This is a genomic window from Polaribacter sp. 20A6, assembly GCF_011378915.1.
GTDB lineage: Bacteria > Bacteroidota > Bacteroidia > Flavobacteriales > Flavobacteriaceae > Polaribacter > Polaribacter sejongensis.
In genome coordinates this window covers 92,475-111,178 of record NZ_WTPZ01000002.1, presented here as the reverse complement: position 1 = coordinate 111,178, position 18,704 = coordinate 92,475, and the positions used below count along the sequence as shown (strand labels likewise).

Here is an 18,704-nt window from a genome sequence, read left to right as displayed (position 1 = left end):
ATGTAATTTAACATGACTAAAAACGGCAATTCATTAGACCAAAGAACGTTTGATAAATTAAGCCGTTTATACATTATTGCATTAAGTACCATTGCACTTTCTGTAGTAATTAGTCAGGTTTTAGTTCGTAATCATTTAGAAACTCAAAAAAGTGATTCTACCGTAATTAATGTGGCTGGTAGACAAAGAATGTTGAGTCAGAAATTAACCAAAGAAATAGTTTCTCTTTCTGATTATTCTGATAAAAAAAATAGACTTCTACTTAAGAATAAAATTTCAGAAACCCTTTATCTGTGGCAGTTATCTCATCATGCGCTTCAAAAGGGTAATGACAGTTTAGGGCTTCCTGAACATAATAGCGATAAAATTAAAAGTGAATTTAAAGCGATTAATCCTGTTTTTAATACTATTGAAAAAGCAGCAAAATCAATCGTAAAAAAAATATCACAAAACCCTACTATTCCTATTGATGCGCTAACATCAGAAATTAAAAAAGTAACTCATAATGAAGGTTCTTTTTTATTGATGATGGATGAAATTGTAAATCAATACAATGTAGAAGCTGATAAAAAAATAGCTTGGTTAAAAAAATTAGAATTTCTTTTAATGTCTTTCACGTTAATAATTCTTTTAGGTGAATTTTTATTTATTTTTTGGCCAACAGCAAAATCGGTAAAAGCAACACTTTCAGAGTTATTATCCGCAGAAAAAAGAGCTAAAAAAATGGCTTTTGATGCTGACGAACTTAGTCTTTCGAAAGAGAAATCGATAAAAGAATTACGTGCGTTTAGCCATGCAATAGATGAAACGTTATTGTTTGCAAGGGTTTCGCCAAGCGGAAACTTAATTCATATTGGAAATAAATTTTCACGCTTGTTTAGATTATCAAACTTAAAGAATGAAGTGTTATTTTGGAATGTTTTATCTAAAAATGAAAACGAACAATTAGTAATTGAAGGCTTAATTAATAAATATAAAAAAACAGGTTGGCAAGGAGAAGTAAAAGCAACCATAAAGGGCGATATCGATATTTGGTTAGAAATGTCTTTGGTGCCTTATAGACCAACAGAAGATAGGTCCGAATTGTTAATTATTGCCTCTGAAATTACAGATAGAAAAGCGGCTCAAATAGAAGTAGAAAGACTTACAGAAGAAAGTTTTGAAGAGAAAATGAGTCAGCAAAAGATAATCTCTAGTAAGATTATTGAGAATCAAGAAAAGGAGCAAAACAGAATTGCTAAAGATGTGCATGACGGAATTGGGCAAATGCTAACTGGATTAAAGTACAATCTAGAAAGCATCAATATGAATGATATTGAGAAAACAACTTTAAAGATTGAACACTTAAAAGAATTAACAACAAATATTATAAAAGGAGTTAGAACTGCTACGTTTAATTTAACTCCTCCAGAATTATCAGATCACGGAATTGTGCCTGCAATTACCAAGTTAACACACGAATTAGGAAGATTAACAGGGAAAGAAATCATATTTTTTAATAAAACAGATTTTAATGAACGTCTAGATTCTTTAGTAGAAATTAATATTTATAGAATTGTACAAGAAGCAATTAATAACGCTATTAAATATGCAGATTCTTCACATATTTTAGTGTCACTTTCTCATAGTAAAAATATTTTAAGTATAAATATTGATGATGATGGCCAGGGTTTTGAACCTTCTAAAGTAAAAAAAGTTAAAAACGGAGATGGAGGAATGGGCATGACTTTTATGAAAGAACGTATTAAATATATTGATGGTCGTTTATTCTTAAATTCTGAATTAGGAAAAGGGACGAGAGTTACATTGAATATTCCTATTTAATAGTCCATCTTAATCTTCCCATTTCGTCTGCGCTCAATGCAGGCTCCAGGAAGAAACACAATACTCACACCACTTTGCGTCTTTTCGCTTTAGCGAGAGAAACCCCACAATAGTGATAACACAAAACATAGCAACCTTATGTGATTTCTCCTATCGTCGAAATGACAAACTGTACGTAAAAATAACCACTCAACTTGTCACTTCGAAGTACCATAACATTGATGACACAAACCCGATCAGCCTTATGTGATTTCTCCCAAAAGGTCGAAATGACAAATTATACCTAAAAAGAACCACTCAGCTTGTCACTTCGAAGTATTGAGAAGTCTCATAGCAGTGATAATACAAAACTCCACATTATATAAATACGTAGTTTTACTTAAAAACCTTATTTTTGTACGTATAAAATAGTTACAATTATGATAAATGTAGTTTTAGCAGACGACCATGTTTTGGTAAGAGATGGAATAAAAGCACTTTTAGAAGATCAAACAGGAATTACTGTAATTGATGAAGCTTCTAACGGAAAAGAAGCGCTAGAAGTTATTGCTAAAAACAAACCGCACGTCCTTATTGTGGATATCCGTATGCCAGAAATGAACGGAATTGAAGTAGTTGCAGAAATCACTAAAAATAAGATTGATGTAAAAACCCTTGTACTTTCTATGCATGATTCTGAAGAATACGTAGTAAAATCTATACAAGCAGGTGCAGACGGTTATTTATTAAAAGGAGCGAGTAAAGAGGAGTTTTTAAAAGCTGTAAATAATGTTGCAGCAGGAGATAAGTATTTTACGGGTGATGTTTCTACCATTATCATGAACAATTTTGTAAACGGAAATACTGCTAGAAAAGAAGAGGCGAAAACAGTTATAAAAGAGCTTCCTTTTAAATTGACAAAGAGAGAAAGACAAATACTTACTTTGGTTTTAGAGTTAAAGAACAATAAAGATATTGCTGATGAGCTTTCGATTAGTAAACGTACTGCAGAAGTGCATCGTTTTAACTTAATGAAGAAACTAGAAGCTAAGAACCTACAAGAATTAACTAATAAAGCAAAAGAATACCAGTTAATATAAAATTAGCTGCCAAGATCGCAAAGAAGAATGCCTCTGTGAATCTCTGAGTTTCTCAGCGCATCTCTGTGTAACAACTAATACTTACTTTTTCGTTTGACTTTTCCTTAGCTTATCAATTACAAATACACTGTATATCATAATGAACAAGCCAAGAATCATAGCGCTATATTGTAAATTTCTATAATCAGCTAAAAATGTCATTCCGATTGTTGAAAGTGCTATTCCAAGTACAAATAGGTTTATTCCTTTATTCTTTTTCATCTTTGTTCCGTTTATTTACAATTGATTAGTAGTGTAATAGAACTATTTGTTACACTTTGTCTCGTGATTTTTAATTGAATAGAACAATTTTATATAATACACCTTTTTCATACCAATTATTTTTAAACCCCAATTTTATCAAATTCATAAATTCGATACTACGTAATTATTAATCTAGTAAATTTTAAATAATACGTATTTTTTAGATAGTTAATTAAGTATTTATACTTAGTTTTGTGTAACTAAAAATATGTATTATGATAAATTTAGCTCAAGAAAAGTCAACAAAATTAAGTCTATTCGATTTTAAAAATGTAGCAACTCGTACATTCTGGATTACCTCAATATCATTCTTTTTATGCTTTTTTGCATGGTTTGGTATTGTCCCTTTTATGCCAGATGTTGTAAAAGATTTAGGATTAACACCAGACCAAAAATGGAACTCAATTATTTTAGCCGTTTCAGGTACTGTTTTTGCCCGTTTACTAATTGGTAAATTATGTGACAAATACGGACCAAGAATATGTTATACTTGGTTGTTAATGTTAGGTGCAATTCCTGTAATTTTATGTGGGTTGGTACAAACACCCACTCAATTTTTAGTTTGTAGACTATTTATTGGTTTTATTGGTGCATCCTTTGTAATTACACAAGTACACACTTCTTTAATGTTTGCGCCTAATATTGTAGGTACTGCAAATGCAACTTCTGCAGGTTGGGGAAATTTAGGTGGTGGAGCCAATAGATTAGGGATGCCATTAATAGCAGCAGCAGTTGTTGCTTTTGGTGTTGCAGATGGTGAGGCTTGGAGATATTCTATGGTAATTGCTGGTATTGTTTGTTTTGCAATGGGAATTGTATATTACTTCTTTACAACAGATACGCCAAAAGGAAATTTTAGCGAGTTAAAAGAAGCTGGAGAAATGGTGGTTACTAAAAAAGACCAAGTTGGTTTTTTAGAAGTATTAAAAGATTATAGGGTTTGGATTCTTTTTGTTGTCTATGCAGCAAGTTTCGGAATTGAATTAACGGTATATGGTACCATGGATGATTATTTGCAAAATACTTTTCAATTACAAAGAGTTACAGCTGGTAACATTGTATTGTCATTTGCATTGATGAATATTTTTGCAAGAACTTTAGGTGGTTTCTTTGGTGATAAATTTGGAAAGTTAAAAGGCTTAAGAGGTCGTGTTTTATTCTTATCTTTCATTTTAACATTACAAGGAGTAATGTTGATATTTTTCTCTGGAGCAACCAGTTTAGTTTTAGGAGTTGTTTTATTGATTTTATTTAGTTTAAGTGTTCAAATGGCAGAAGGAGCAACGTTTTCTGTAGTACCATTTATCAATAAAAAAGCAATTGGTTCTGTATCCGGAATTGTGGGAGCAGGAGGAAACGTAGGAGCTTTTTTAGCAGCAATGTTATTAAAATCGAAGTCTGCATTGGCAGAAAAATCAGCAATTTTATCTAGTGAAGGTTTAAGTGCAGAGGTTGCTAAAGCAGCACAGTCTGCGGCATCTTCAAGTGCGGTGTCTAGCGGATATTTACTAATTGGTTTTGTAGTTGTAATTACAGGTGTTATAGCCTTAACAATTAAGTTTTCTAAAGAAGAAGAAGGAGTAGAAAGCTTTAAACAAGATGTAGATGGTCTTCAGCCAGAATTAATACCTATAAAGGTAAAAGCTTAAACAATAAAAACAAATTAACTAAAATGTTTTTATTGTTCATTTAAAAACTCGCTGTACTTTTAAAAGTGTATTGAGAATAATAAAATAGAATTTTGGTTCGTAAAATTTTAATGTCGTATTTAGTATAAAATATTGGTCTAAATGATTAAAAATGAAATTAAAACAACGTGTTCTTACTGTGGAGTAGGTTGTGGAATTATCGTAAAAAAAGACATTAACAACAAGATTTTTGTTGAAGGTGATAAAGACCATCCTGTTAATAAAGGAATGTTATGTTCTAAGGGGATGAATCTTCATTACGTTGCCAATGATACTTCAGACAGAATTTTATATCCAGAAATGCGATGGTCTCGTTCGCATCCGCGTGAGCGTGTATCTTGGGATACGGCTTTAGATAGAGCTGCCAACGTTTTTAAATCCATTATAAAAAAACACGGTCCAGATTCAGTAGCATTTTATGTATCAGGACAAAGTTTAACAGAAGAATATTACATAGCAAATAAGCTAACAAAAGGATTTTTAGGAACTAATAATATAGATACCAACTCGCGTTTATGTATGAGTTCTGCTGTAGTTGGTTATAAGAAAACATTCGGAGAAGATAGTGTGCCAATTTCGTACGATGATATAGAATTAGCAGATTGTTTTTTAATAACAGGTGCAAATCCTGCTTGGTGTCATCCAATTTTATTTAGACGAATAGAAAAACACAAAGAAGAAAATCCGAAGGTAAAAGTTATAGTAATTGATCCACGTAAAACAGATTCAGCAAAATTTGCAGATTTACATTTGCAATTAACACCAGGAACCGATGTTGTTTTGCACAATGCCATTGGTAGGTGTTTGTATAAAAGTGGTTTAATTGACGAAGATTTTATCAAAAAACATACGCAAGGTTTTGATGGTTATAAAGAAGTAATCTTTGGAACATCTTTAAAACAAGCATCTAAAATTTGTGGAGTTCCGGCAAAAGAAATTCAGAAAGCTGCAGAAATGATTGGTCTTGCAAAAGGATTTATCAGTATGTGGGCAATGGGTTTAAACCAAAGTGTAATTGGTACAGACAAAAACACATCACTTATAAATTTATCTTTAATTACCGGACAAGTTGGTAAACCAGGTTCGGGTCCTTTTTCATTAACAGGGCAACCAAATGCAATGGGCGGACGAGAAGTTGGCGGAATGGCAAACTTGTTAGCAGTTCATAAAGATTTAGGAAACGAAGAACACAGAAGAGAAGTTGCACAGTTTTGGGGCGTAGATAAAATATCTGCAAAACCAGGCTTAACAGCAACAGAATTGTTTGATGCTTTAGAAAGCGGAAAAGTAAAAGCTGTTTGGATTGCGAGTACAAATCCGTTGGTGAGTATGCCAAATTCTCATCAGATAGAAAAAGCCATGGCAAAATCTAAATTTGTGGTGGTGCAAGAAATTTCTCACAAAGCAGATACTTTAGCTTTTGCAGATTTGGTTTTACCAGCTGCTGCTTGGTTAGAGAAAGAGGGGACCATGACCAATTCGGAACGTAGAATTTCTTATTTACCAAAAGAAATAGAAGCTCCAGGAGAAGCAAGACCAGATGTAGAAATTTTCTGTGATTTTGCACAAAGAATGGGCTTTAGAGGTTTCGATTTTAATGGAGCAGAAGAAATTTACGACGAATATGCGTCTATGACCAAGGGAACTAATATTGATGTTTCTTTCTTAAATTATGATCGATTAAAAAACGAAGGGACTTTTCAGTGGCCTGTAAATGAATATAGAAGTAAAGGAACACCGCGTCTTTTTGAAGATAAAAAGTTTTATACACCATCTCAGAAAGCAATTTTTAATACACCATCTACCATAGAAAATACTTCTGTAAAAACAAACGATGAATTCCCTTTAATTTTAACCACAGGTCGTATTAGAGATCAATGGCACACGATGACGAAGACGGGGAAGGTAGCAAGATTAAAAACACATTATCCAAAACCTGTTTTAGAAATTAATCCGGTAGACGCTTTTTTAAACAAAATTAAAGAAGGAGATATTACCGAAATAAAAAGTGCAAACGGAGTTGTAAGAGTCCGTGCAAAAATTACAGAAGACATTAAAGAAGGCGTTGTTTTCTTGCCAATGCATTGGGGTAAAGTTTTAAAAAGCAATTTAAATAGAGCTAATAATTTAACCAATACACATGTAGACCCGGTTTCTAAAGAACCCGATTTTAAGTTTACCTCTGTTTCTGTATCAAAATATAAAAAACCGAAAGACAAAATTATTATTGCTGGTGCAGGAGCCGCAGCTTTTCGTTTTTTACAAAATTATAGAGATTATAACGACGTTGATGAAATTCATGTTTTTTCTATGGAAAAGAACCTGTTTTACAACCGTGTTTTATTACCAGAATATATTACAGAAGAACTTTCTTGGGAGCAATTATTGAAAATAAAAAACGCTGAATTAAAGAACTTAAATATAAAAATTCACCCAGAAACAATTATCAATAAAATTGATAAAGAAGCAAAAATTGTTACAGATTCTAACGGAGAAACACATTCTTTTGATAAACTAATTTTAGCAACCGGAAGTAGACCTTTTATCCCGAAGGATGTACAAATAGAATTACCAGGTCGTTTTACCATGCGTAATAAAAGTGATGCAGATAGCTTTAAGAATTATTTAGACAATACAGGTTTGCCGCCAGAAGAACAACATGTTGTAATTGTTGGTGGAGGTTTGTTAGGTTTAGAGTTGGCCGCAGCTATGAAGCATAAGAATGTTAAAATTACTATTATTCAGCGTGCATCTCGATTAATGGAACGTCAGTTAGATAAAATTTCTAGTAAATTATTATCTCTAAATGTACAAGAAAGAGGTATTCAAATTTATTTTGATAATGAAGTAAGTACTGTTTTTGATGATGAAGACACGGGCGAATTAACCATCAACCTAAAATCTGGAAAATACATTACGGCAAACGCAATTGTGTATGCCATTGGTACAAGACCAAATATAGAAATTGCTAAAAATAACGGAATACTTTGCGGAAGAGGTGTAAAGGTCAATCAGCATTTACAATCTTCTCATCCAGATATTTTTGCCATCGGAGAAATAGCAGAATTCAATAATAAATTATTCGGAATTACCTCTGCAGCAGAAGAGCAAGCAGGAATTTTAGCCAACTTTATTGCAGGAGATATTAGTGAAGCTTACAAAGGTTCTGTATTAATGAATATTTTAAAATTCAGCGATTTAAACTTGTGTAGTATTGGTGAAATTAAAGTGCCAGAAAACGATCCGAGTTACGAGGAAATTATTTTTACAGACATTTCTAAAGGATATTATAAGAAATGTATTGTTAAAGACGATTTATTAATTGGGGCTGTTTTAGTAGGTGATAAAAATGAATTCGCAGAGTTTAAAACCTTAATAGAAAGTAAGATTGAAATGTCTGACAAACGAGATACTTTATTGCGAGGAGCTTCTAACGATACGCCAATGTTGGGCGAGTTGGTTTGTTCTTGTAGCCAAGTTGGATCGGGTAATATAGAAGAAGCAATTGCTGGTGGATGTTCTGATTTTACAGAATTATGTAATAAAACAGGAGCCGGTTTAGGGTGTGGAAGTTGTAAAACGGAAGTAAGAGATATTTTGAATAACGCAAAAGTAACGGTATGAGCAAGCAATTAAATAGATTGATAGTTAGAGGTGGCGTTTTATCTCCAGGAGAACTAAAATATATATGCGAATCCGTAGAAAGTTTAGGTCAAAAAACGATTTCTTTTGGGTCTCGACAAGATATTTTATTACCAAAAAAAATAAATCAAGAAGAGTTATCTCAATTTGATAAACTGCAGCTGGTAGAAGCAGATGATACGGGTACAGAAAACATTGTTTCGTCTTATGTTTGTGCAGATATTTTTCCGAGTACTTCTTGGTTAACAGGAGATCGATATTTGTATTTATTAGAACAGTTTCGATCAAAATCAAAATTAAAAATAAATTTAACAGATCCAAAACAACGTTTAGTTCCTTTGTTTACAGGGAACATCAATTTTATAGCTTCAGAACATGAAGATTATTGGTATTTGTATGTACGACTTCCAGAATGGAAAAACACACAAATGTATCCTGCTTTAATTTATAGTTGGGATTTAGATAAGGTTGAAACAGCCATAGAAAACATCTTACAAGAAGAGCCCGAAACCATAGAAATGATTTTTGACTTGGTAAGTGATGCCATTGATACCAATAATAGAACAGTTGATAAACCTTTAGAAGTGCCTTTTTATCCTTTTCCTTATTTTGAAGGAATGAACAAAATTGGTATGGATAAATATTGGTTGGGTTTGTATTGGAGAAACAATAAATATGATATTTCTTTCTTAAAAGAAATGTGCGAATTGTGCTCTGAAAATAAGATAGGAAAAATTTCTATTACACCTTGGAAATCTTTTGTAGTGAAAGGGATTCCGAAAGAATCTAAACTGGTTTGGGAGAAGTTTTTAGGCAAGCGAGGAATCAATGTTCGCCATTCTATGTTAGAGTTAAATTGGCATATTCCGGTTGCCAATAAAGATGCTTTAAATTTAAAGAAATACTTGGTTTCTAACTTCGATCAGAATGATATTAGTACGTATGGTTTAACCTTCGGAATTACAGATTATAGTAAAGCAGCTTATTATTTTACATCTATTGTTGTCGAAAAAAATAAACAACCAGAAATGATTGGAAATTTTCAAACAAGAGATACGTATAATCTTTTGTATGCTAAGAATTTTGATCCAAATACTAGGCAATATATTATGCACGTTCAAGACGTGGATAAAGTAGAATTACCTGGTTTGTTAATGGAATTAAGTCAGCTGTATTTTGATCAATTAGGAAGTGAAAAAGAAGTAGAGAAAGAAGCCGAAACTAAAAAAGAAACTACAGAGTTAGAGGTTTATCAATGTACAGATTGTTTAACAATTTATGATGAAGCTTTTGGAGATATTACACAAGATATTGCACCAAAAACCTTTTTTAATGATCTGCCAGAAAGTTATGAATGCTCACTTTGCGAAGCTTCAAAAAGCAGTTTTCAAAAGGTAGTTTTAGTTAAATAAAAACGAATTAAAAGATTTAAGATATTCTTTTATGCTAGCCATAAATATGATATTTATCACAAAAAAGATGTTTTAGTCTTTTTATATTACACCTTAAATAAAAAATAAAAATCAGAACTTAAAATAGAATTAAAAATGAAAAAACAATACATAGTTTTAGCGTTGTTGTTAGTGAGTTTCCAATTTGTAAACGCACAATTTACGTTAGATGGAGAATTTAGACCACGTACAGAATATAGAAATGGTTTTGGAAGTTTAATTCCGGATGCAGCAGATGCAAGTTTTGGAATTTCTACAAGAGTACGTTTAAATACGAGCTACATGACCGATAATTATTGGGTATATGTTAGTTTACAAGATGTAATGGTTTGGGGAGAAAATAGACAAATTTTGCCTTACGATCAAAATAATTCTTTTGCCGTTTTTCAGGCTTGGGCAGAATTGAAGTTAGGTGAAAATACTTCTACAAGAGTTGGTCGTCAAGTTTTATCTTATGATGATCAAAGAATTTTAGGAGGTTTAGATTGGGCGCAGCAAGGTAGAAATCACGATGCTGCTTTATTAAAGTATAGAAAGGAAAATTTCATGTTAGATGTTGCTTTAGCATTTAATCAAGATTACTCAAATCCAACAGGATTTCAATCTACAGGAACAGCGTATAATACAACAGGTTATTTTTCATATAAAACCATGCAAATGTTGTATATGAAACAAAAATGGGCAAAATTATCTGGGAGTTTGTTGTTATTAAATAACGGATTTCAAGAATTTGATGCTGTCACAAATGAAGCAGACGGCGTAAGTAATTTACAAACTTTAGGAACTCATTTAGAATACAAAGATGGAAGTTTTGGTTTGTCTGCAAATGCATTCTTACAAACAGGAAAACGTCAAGGTAATATAGATGTAAAAGGAGCGTATTTAGTTGGTTTAGATGCAACTTACAAAGTAGCTCCAAAAGTTGGTTTAGGAGCCGGTTTAGAGGTAATAAGTGGTAATGATGGAGCTGCAGGAGAAACCGGAGCTTTCTTTCCATTATATGGAACAAACCATAAGTTTAATGGGTTTATGGATTATTTCTATGTAGGTAATCATGCAAACTCAGTTGGTTTGGTAGATTATCATGTAAGCGCAAAATTTACTATAAATGATTCTTCTAGTTTAATGGTAAAAGCGCTTAATTTTAGAGGAGAACAAGCCTTAGCAAGTGGAGAAAAATCTTTAGGAACAGAAATAGACTTGGTTTATAGTAAGAAATTTAAAGGCTATTCTTTAGCACTTGGGTATTCTCAAATGTTTGCAAGCGATGGTATGTACGAGTTAAAAGGAGTTACTGAAGCGGCTGCTGCAGGAACACAAAATTGGGCTTGGGCAATGTTGGTAATTAAGCCTAAGTTTTTAAGCGGAAAATAATAAAGTAGTACAGTAAACTATTAGTATTATAATTCCTTTTAGTGTTAAGAATTATAATAACTAATGTTTTTAATCCCTCTTTTAGAGGGATTTTTTCTTTTATATAAGGTGAATAGTAGTCTCTTAAAAATGTTTTTAACACACAGTTTGTCTTTTCGACCGCAGGGAGAAATCTCATAAGGCTTGTAAATTGTTGTAGCGTCACTATTATGAGGCTTTTCGTAGACTCGAAGTGACGTTCGGTGTTTATACTCACAGTTTGTCATTCCGAAATGAGCTTTTTTCAAGCGATTGAGGAATCATATAAAGTTTGTAAATATTGCTGTGGTATCACTGTTATGAGACTTCTCTTAAACTCGAAGTGACAAACTGGGATGGTTTTGTTGTGTGCATATTTGAGTTGGGTGGAATGTATTTAGCATAAAAAAAGCCACTAATTCACGAATTTTTTATGTTTTGAGGTTAAAACAAAAGAATAAGACTAATTTTTTTATGGACAATTCTGCTTGTTGAGAATGTCTTTTTTTGGTCATTTATAAAAACGGTTTTTACATCTTTTTAACAAACTCGAATGATGATATATTATTTGAAAAATATAGAAAGTCTTCCGCGTTTTCAGAGTGTAATCATGATATTATTAGTAATTTTATCAAAAAAAAATGAAGTATAAAGCTGTTATTTTCGATTTAGATGGAACGCTCGTTAACTCAATAAAAGATATTGCCGATGCAATGAATATTGTACTCGAAAAACGCAAATATCCTACTTACAATTATGAAACTTACAAAACTTTTGTAGGCAGTGGAGTTAGAAGTTTGGTGGTAAAGGCGCTTCCAGATGAAAACCCTAAGGATGAAGAAGTAGCAGCGTGTCTTAAAGATATGATGCAGGTGTACAGTGCAATTTGTATTGATAAAACGGAACCTTATGAAGGGATCTTAGATTTATTACATCAATTAAAGGCTAAGAATATTAAAATAAGTGTGCTTTCTAATAAAGAAGATACTTTGACTAAAAAAATATCGGCCTTTTTGTTACCAGAATTTTTAAGTCCGGTTTTAGGATTGAAAGTTGAGGTTGATAAAAAACCAAATCCGAAAGTAGCTTTGGAAATCTGTGAGGAGACACAGATAAAACCAGAAGAAACCATTTTTGTTGGAGATACAGATGTCGATATTCTAGTCGCTAAAAAAGCAAAAATGCTTCCTGTTGGTGTGTCTTGGGGGTTTAGAGATAAAAAAGGATTGATAGAAGCTGGAGCAGCGCATATTTTAGAACATCCATTAGATTTGATGAAGATTATATTATAATACCAATTTAATATCCTTCGACAAGCTCAGGAAGACATTTTGAGTTTTAATTGTTTTACGAGATTATATAATTTAACTGGTATACTATATCTAGCATAGAATGAATTGAATAAAAAAAATCGTCTAAATTTCTTTAGACGATTTTTGTTATAAACTATTTGGTATTTCTTACCAGAATAAACAGTACAATACAGTTAGTAAAATACAAACTGTAATTGACCCCATATTAAATAATGGAGACGTTTTAAATAGATCTTTCGTAATTTCAATTCCTTTAGGATCATCTGCTCCTTTATTCTGAATATTACTCATTATCATAATAATAGCCAAAGTTAAAAGCGTTGTAATCCCCATTTGATGCATCCAAGGTTCGAATACTGCAATTGGAATAAACTTTAATGCCAATGCAATCGGAATTGATAAAATCGCTCCCCAAATTGCTGCATTATTGGTTGTTTTTTTCCAAAATAAACCTAACATAAATACTGCTAAAATACCAGGACTTACAATACCTGTATATTCTTGAATGAATTGAAATGCTTGATCAATACCACCTAATAATGGCGCAACAATTACTGCAATAACCAAAGCAGCTGCAGCAGAAATTCTACCCACATTTACTGTAGTTTTATCATCTGCATTTTTGTTGATGTATTGCTTGTAAATATCCATGGTGAAAATGGTAGATGTAGAGTTTAACATCGAAGCTAAAGAAGATACAATTGCCGCTGCTAAAGCTGCAAAAGCAACACCTTTTAATCCGGTTGGTAAAAATTGTAACAACCAAGGATATGCTTTATCAGCTTGATCTACAGAAGGTACATTTAACATACCCGCTTCACCTAAATTAGCCATAATAGCTGGATCATTTACCATCACGTATGCTGCAATACCCGGAATTACCACAATTAAAGGAATTATTAATTTTAAAAATGCTGCTAATAAAATCCCTTTTTGAGATTCTTTTAAAGATTTAGCTGCTAAAGTTCTTTGAATAATATATTGGTTGAAACCCCAATAGTACAAGTTGGCAACCCATAAACCACCAACCAATACCCAAATACCAGGTAAGTTTACATAGTTATCATTAGATTCTTCTAAAATCATGTGGAATTTTTCTGGTGCTGCTTCCCAAACTTTAGAGAAACCAGCTAACATTCCTTCTCCACCAGAAACGGTGTTTAAAGCTAAATAAGTAGTTACCAAACCACCAAAAACTAAAAATACTACTTGTATTACGTCTGTCCAAGCTACTGCAGATAAACCTCCGTATAAAGAATACGCAGCTGCAAATAAAGCTAAACCAATTATAGCGTACATCATATCTACGCCCATAATGGTTTCAATAGCCAAACCTCCTAAATACAATACAGAAGCGAGGTTTACAAAGATGTAAAGTGCTAACCAGAATACTGCTAAGATGGTTTTAAGATTGGTAGAAAAACGTTTTTCAACAAATTCAGGAATGGTATACAATCCTTTTTCAATAAAAATAGGTAAGAAATATTTACCCACAATTATTAAGGTTAAGGCTGCCATCCATTCATAAGAAGCAATTGCAATACCCAAGGCAAAACCAGAACCAGACATTCCTATAAATTGCTCTGCAGAAATATTGGCTGCAATTAAAGAAGTACCAATTGCCCACCATGGCAAAGATTTACTTGCCAAGAAGTAGTCTTCTGCGTTTTTTTGGTGTCCCTTTTTATCTCTAGAGACCCATAAACCTACACCTAAAATTAAAATGGCATATGCAATAAAAACTACATAGTCCCACATTTCAAAACCTGCTTTCATTTTTTATTATGATTTGTTTATTACTTAATAGCTATTACTAAAATTGTAAAGCCCTTTACTGATACTACTTATTATTAAACTATAAATATGCCTCAAAATAAATTAAGAGGCATATTACTAATTATTGGGGGAATTCATATTTTATTTAAAACCCAGTTCCTGGAGTTGAAATAGCTTCTGGACTTGAAGCTTGTGCTTTCTGTGGATTCAGAATAAGGTAAGTTCCCAATGCAGTTAATGCTGCATATTTACCGTAGTTTCCAATCTTTTTTAAAGCGTCTTTACGAGTTATTTCTTCTGTATTTTTTATGTTATTTTTCATGATGTTTGAGTCTAAATTTTTGTTAATTATTCTAAAATGATTTTTTTACTTAATTTACCAGCTTCCGTTTCTAATTGAACAATGTAAATTCCGGTAGCTAATTTTTGTAATGAGATTTCTTTAACTCCATTTGAATTAAAAGAAGTGTTGATAACTTGATTACCAAGAATGTTGAATAATTTAACGTTTGTTTTTCCTTGAGATAAACCAACAATTTTTAAAGTAGTTGCATTAGATTTATAAATGCTTACATTTTCTAAAATAGCATCAGAAGTACTTAAAACACTTTGAGTTGTAGTGTGTAAATAAAATCTGCCAATTCCATTTACTGCTTCAGTTAAAGAAACTTTATAAGTTGCATTTTCGTCTAATTTTGTAAATGTATTACTAGATCTATCTTCTAAATATACTTTAACATTTTCTGGTAAATTTAAGCTTTCAGCAGAAAAAGTAATTTGTTTACCTGCTTCTGAAATTAAACCAACAGGAACTACAGAAGTTTCTATACTTTCATTTGATAAAGACTGTACTTGATAGTTTTTACCTGTATTGTCTTTTAATAGCTGTGTAAATACATCAAAATTATTAGCTACACCAGTAAAAGTTGCTCCGTCCCAACCTTTATCAAAACCTGCTGTAGCTGATTCTGTAAAGTATATTTTTGCAAATCTTTCAGTATCTCCACTATTTATAAGTAGTTTAATTTTTGATATCGCTGTTTTTTGAAAAGTACCCGTTGTAGAATTAGTTTGAATAGTTGTAGCAAAATCAACAACAGATCCACTATTTGCTTTTACAAAAAATCCTTGTCCTGAAGTTAATACTTTATTATCTCCTGTTACATGGTTTTCGTAATTTCCATTAGATTGGTTAAATAACCAAATTTCACCAGAAAGATTTGCATTAGCAGTTAAAAAAGCACCACTATTAATATTTGCTAAAAAAGGGTTTCCTAATAAATTATAACCATCTGTATCTGTTGAAACAGGAATATTATCAATATTACCTGAATTTAAAGATGTACCTGTAAAAGAAATTTCTCCTGCACCAGCTGCATCTTCTCTTTTTACAGAATATCCTACACCAGGTGTAAAAGGTAAATCTTCACCAACTTGCATATAAGACCAACTATTTCCGTTTGTAGTATATGTTGCTATTCCTCTATTAGCAGCAAGAGTTCCTGTAGCATCAATACTATTAGCGGTTACGTATGTACCATCATATCTTTCATCATTTACAGGAGAAGATACTAAAAACCAGTTTTCTGTTGCTAAAGTTCTACTATAAGTAACGTCTGTTGTTGTTTTAGATAACGTTCCTTCTACAATAGAGAAAATAGCATAATCTGTAGCTGTCTCAAATGCAGCACTTGCACCATTTGGCACAACTAACGTAGGATTAGATGCAATGCTAGTCTCAGCTGTACCAAACATAGCTGGATCAATATCTAATACTGTTGCATTAGCAAAAGCAATATATTTTAAGCCTGAAGCGTTGTGAAAGGTATTGTTACCATCAATAGCAGTAAGCGTTGCAGGAAAAGAAACAACCTCTAAACCTGTACCGTTAAAAGCGTTTGCAGCAATAGTTTCTACAACAGGTACATTTAATGTTTTTAAAGAAGTTGTATTCCAAAAATTTAAACCACCTATATTTGTTAATAGTGGTAAATCTAGAGATACTATTTGATTTGCATTTGCAACAACATCACCAGCAAACGTTTGTGCGCCTGTAGTTGTAAGAACTGGTAAACTAACGTTCGTTAATAATTTACAATTTTTGAAAGTTTGATTACCTGCAGTTGTTAAAGCTGGTAAACTAATAGTTACTAATGAACTACATCTAAGAAATGTATTATTATTTACACCTGTAAGACCTGGCAAGGTAACAGTTGTTAATGCACTACAATCTTGAAATACTGAATTATTAAAAACTCCTGTCCAATTTGGAGCAGAAATAGACTCTAATTTTGTACAACCTTGAAAGTTAAGAGCACCAAAAAAACCAGAAGTTAAATTAGGTATAGACACTGTTGTAATATTTGTAGCATCTCTAAAAGTTCTAAAAGAATCTGACAGGGTTGTAGCATTAATAACAAGTGTTACTATGTTAGTGTTACCTCTAAATGCATCTGATGTAATATTAGTTACTGTGTAAGTTAATGTAGCTCCGTCTGTGTAATCTACAGTGGCAGGTATTGTTAAAGTAGCATTTGGGTAAGGCACATTATAAGGAGCGGCAGTATTACCTCTATTTTTGTTAGATACCAATACTGTATTAGCTGCACCACTTGATGCTAAATCCGTTATTTCATAAATTAAATCATCTACAGTAAAAACATCTCCAATTGTTTGCGCTTTGATTAGCATTGTAGAAAATAAGGTAATAAACATTACCATTGTAATTGTTAAATAATTTTTTTTCATTTTATAGTTTGTTAATTGTTCTTTACAAACTTATTGTTAATTAATTGTTAATATGGTGGTGTTTTGTATCGAAATAGGAGTAATTATGTTACAGAGTCAAAAAGTTTCCCTATAATTTATAGGGTTTTAATGAGATTTTTATGCACACTCGGGCGGTGCCTGATATTATAAATAATAAAACTTAAATATTTGTAATTTATTGTTTCTTAGCAAAAACATCTTTTGTGGTTAATAATTAGACAAAAAAATAAGGAGTAAGAAATTTAAAATTTCTTACTCCTTACCAAATTCAAATAATAATCCTTGTTACTCCTTAATTACTTTTAAAGTTTTTATTTCTAAATTGTTAGAGTCTGTTGCTTTTAATAAATAGATACCCGCTTTTAATTCACTCATATCTACACCGTTTGTTACTTTTTGAGAAAGTACTTTAGCTCCTAATATATTATAGATTTCTACAGAAGAAATAGTGTTAGAAGAAAAGTATAACACATCTTTTACTGGGTTAGGGAATGTTTTAAAAGTTTCTTTAGATAATTGGTTTACAGATAAAGTACCTCCATTGAATAGTTTTGTAACATCTGCATCTGATATTGCTCTTTTATAAACTTGAATATTATCCATTCTAGTTTGTAAGTCTGCATTTCTATTTACCGATGAAACTCCATTACTTGTAAACTCTCCTGTACTTGTATCTAAATTAGATGGATTACTTGCTGGGTGATTTGCACCACTATAACCGATGTATATTTTTCTATTATTCCACTCTCCACTTGCTTGTTCTGCACTAGAGGTTGTTTTTAACTCTCCATTTTTATACAATCTATATAACTTATCTGATGATGTGTAAGTTAAAACAACATCATTAAATTCTGGTGTAAATGTAGAACCACTTTTTTTACCATATCTAAAACCATCATCTCCACCTACAGAAAGCCCCATACCTGATGTAAACCCACCATTTCTAGAAACGATTCTGTCTGAGTTCCAAACACCAGCACTTTCTTCTCCCACTATGGTCATAAACCCAGCATCAATAGTCATATTATGACCAAATATCATATAATCTAATCTAATAGAAAAATCATCAGTCCCAATAGCAGCCTCGTCAATTATTATGTGTCCTGTATAATCTGTTTGTAAAACTTTACTAGATTTACTAGTGTCAGTAATAATTCCATTTGCAAATGGAAGTCTAGAAACTTCACCATCAACACTTAGTTCCATGTCATTTCCTAATGCAGTTACAATATATACATTTGCATTTATGTATACTTGAATGTTACCTGCAGGACTCTCATCATCAATATAAGCTATATTACCCATACCATCAACGTTTGTTACTCCAGTAGGTAAATTACTAAGAGGGTCTGAGCCTTCGAAGTCTATTGTAAATTCTTGTGCAAACCCTAAAAAGCTAACACATAATAAAGTAAGTGAAAAGTAGTTTTTTTTCATTTTGTCTAATTTAAATAGTTAATGTTAATC

At 32.0% G+C, this 18,704-nt stretch carries 11 protein-coding genes; 7 read left to right on the top strand and 4 right to left on the bottom strand.

Going from position 1 to position 18,704, the window contains the following annotated elements:
- The first annotated feature begins 12 nt into the window (after nt 1–12).
- From GQS57_RS04210 to GQS57_RS04180, 7 genes are all read left to right on the top strand, one after another.
- Nucleotides 13–1,824: an ATP-binding protein gene (locus GQS57_RS04210; protein ID WP_165731342.1), complete on the top strand. Its 1,812-nt coding sequence runs from the start codon at nt 13–15 to the stop codon at nt 1,822–1,824.
- A 419-nt stretch (nt 1,825–2,243) separates the two neighbouring features.
- Nucleotides 2,244–2,903 carry a response regulator transcription factor gene (locus GQS57_RS04205; protein WP_165731341.1) on the top strand — a complete coding sequence of 220 codons (660 nt, stop codon included), beginning with the start codon at nt 2,244–2,246 and terminating at the stop codon, nt 2,901–2,903.
- A gap of 518 nt (nt 2,904–3,421) precedes the next feature.
- A complete protein-coding gene (locus tag GQS57_RS04200; protein WP_165731340.1) occupies nt 3,422–4,855 on the top strand; it encodes an MFS transporter in 1,434 nt (477 codons plus the stop codon).
- 141 nt (nt 4,856–4,996) lie between these two features.
- Nucleotides 4,997–8,518, top strand: a complete 3,522-nt coding sequence (locus GQS57_RS04195; protein ID WP_165731339.1) for a nitrate reductase — start codon at nt 4,997–4,999, stop codon at nt 8,516–8,518.
- On the top strand, nt 8,515–9,948 hold the full coding sequence (locus tag GQS57_RS04190) for a rubredoxin (RefSeq protein ID WP_165731338.1): 1,434 nt from the start codon (nt 8,515–8,517) through the stop codon (nt 9,946–9,948). Before GQS57_RS04195 ends, GQS57_RS04190 begins: the two co-directional genes overlap by 4 nt.
- Before the next feature lie 135 nt (nt 9,949–10,083).
- Nucleotides 10,084–11,361 carry an alginate export family protein gene (locus GQS57_RS04185; RefSeq protein WP_165731337.1) on the top strand — a complete coding sequence of 426 codons (1,278 nt, stop codon included), beginning with the start codon at nt 10,084–10,086 and terminating at the stop codon, nt 11,359–11,361.
- A gap of 659 nt (nt 11,362–12,020) precedes the next feature.
- Nucleotides 12,021–12,671 (top strand): HAD family hydrolase, encoded by a 651-nt coding sequence (locus GQS57_RS04180; RefSeq protein WP_165731336.1) that lies wholly within the window; start codon nt 12,021–12,023, stop codon nt 12,669–12,671.
- A gap of 168 nt (nt 12,672–12,839) precedes the next feature.
- Here GQS57_RS04180 and GQS57_RS04175 read toward each other — a convergent pair whose 3' ends face one another.
- From GQS57_RS04175 to GQS57_RS04160, 4 genes are all read right to left on the bottom strand, one after another.
- Nucleotides 12,840–14,468: a sodium/sugar symporter gene (locus GQS57_RS04175; protein WP_165731335.1), complete on the bottom strand. Its 1,629-nt coding sequence runs from the start codon at nt 14,466–14,468 to the stop codon at nt 12,840–12,842.
- Nucleotides 14,469–14,613: 145 nt separating this feature from the next.
- Nucleotides 14,614–14,790, bottom strand: a complete 177-nt coding sequence (locus tag GQS57_RS04170) for a hypothetical protein (protein ID WP_165731334.1) — start codon at nt 14,788–14,790, stop codon at nt 14,614–14,616.
- Nucleotides 14,791–14,816: 26 nt separating this feature from the next.
- Nucleotides 14,817–17,216 carry a leucine-rich repeat protein gene (locus GQS57_RS04165; RefSeq protein ID WP_165731333.1) on the bottom strand — a complete coding sequence of 800 codons (2,400 nt, stop codon included), beginning with the start codon at nt 17,214–17,216 and terminating at the stop codon, nt 14,817–14,819.
- Between the two features lie 306 nt (nt 17,217–17,522).
- Nucleotides 17,523–18,674 (bottom strand): T9SS type A sorting domain-containing protein, encoded by a 1,152-nt coding sequence (locus tag GQS57_RS04160; protein ID WP_165731332.1) that lies wholly within the window; start codon nt 18,672–18,674, stop codon nt 17,523–17,525.
- Between the last annotated feature and the right edge of the window lie 30 nt (nt 18,675–18,704).

Bases quoted from the DNA above. Each gene is read 5' to 3' on its own strand.
- GQS57_RS04210 (WP_165731342.1), top strand. From the start codon at position 13: ATGACTAAAAACGGCAATTCATTAGACCAAAGAACGTTTGATAAATTA.
- GQS57_RS04205 (WP_165731341.1), top strand. From the start codon at position 2,244: ATGATAAATGTAGTTTTAGCAGACGACCATGTTTTGGTAAGAGATGGA.
- GQS57_RS04200 (WP_165731340.1), top strand. From the start codon at position 3,422: ATGATAAATTTAGCTCAAGAAAAGTCAACAAAATTAAGTCTATTCGAT.
- GQS57_RS04195 (WP_165731339.1), top strand. From the start codon at position 4,997: ATGATTAAAAATGAAATTAAAACAACGTGTTCTTACTGTGGAGTAGGT.
- GQS57_RS04190 (WP_165731338.1), top strand. From the start codon at position 8,515: ATGAGCAAGCAATTAAATAGATTGATAGTTAGAGGTGGCGTTTTATCT.
- GQS57_RS04185 (WP_165731337.1), top strand. From the start codon at position 10,084: ATGAAAAAACAATACATAGTTTTAGCGTTGTTGTTAGTGAGTTTCCAA.
- GQS57_RS04180 (WP_165731336.1), top strand. From the start codon at position 12,021: ATGAAGTATAAAGCTGTTATTTTCGATTTAGATGGAACGCTCGTTAAC.
- GQS57_RS04175 (WP_165731335.1), bottom strand. From the start codon at position 14,468: ATGAAAGCAGGTTTTGAAATGTGGGACTATGTAGTTTTTATTGCATAT.
- GQS57_RS04170 (WP_165731334.1), bottom strand. From the start codon at position 14,790: ATGAAAAATAACATAAAAAATACAGAAGAAATAACTCGTAAAGACGCT.
- GQS57_RS04165 (WP_165731333.1), bottom strand. From the start codon at position 17,216: ATGAAAAAAAATTATTTAACAATTACAATGGTAATGTTTATTACCTTA.
- GQS57_RS04160 (WP_165731332.1), bottom strand. From the start codon at position 18,674: ATGAAAAAAAACTACTTTTCACTTACTTTATTATGTGTTAGCTTTTTA.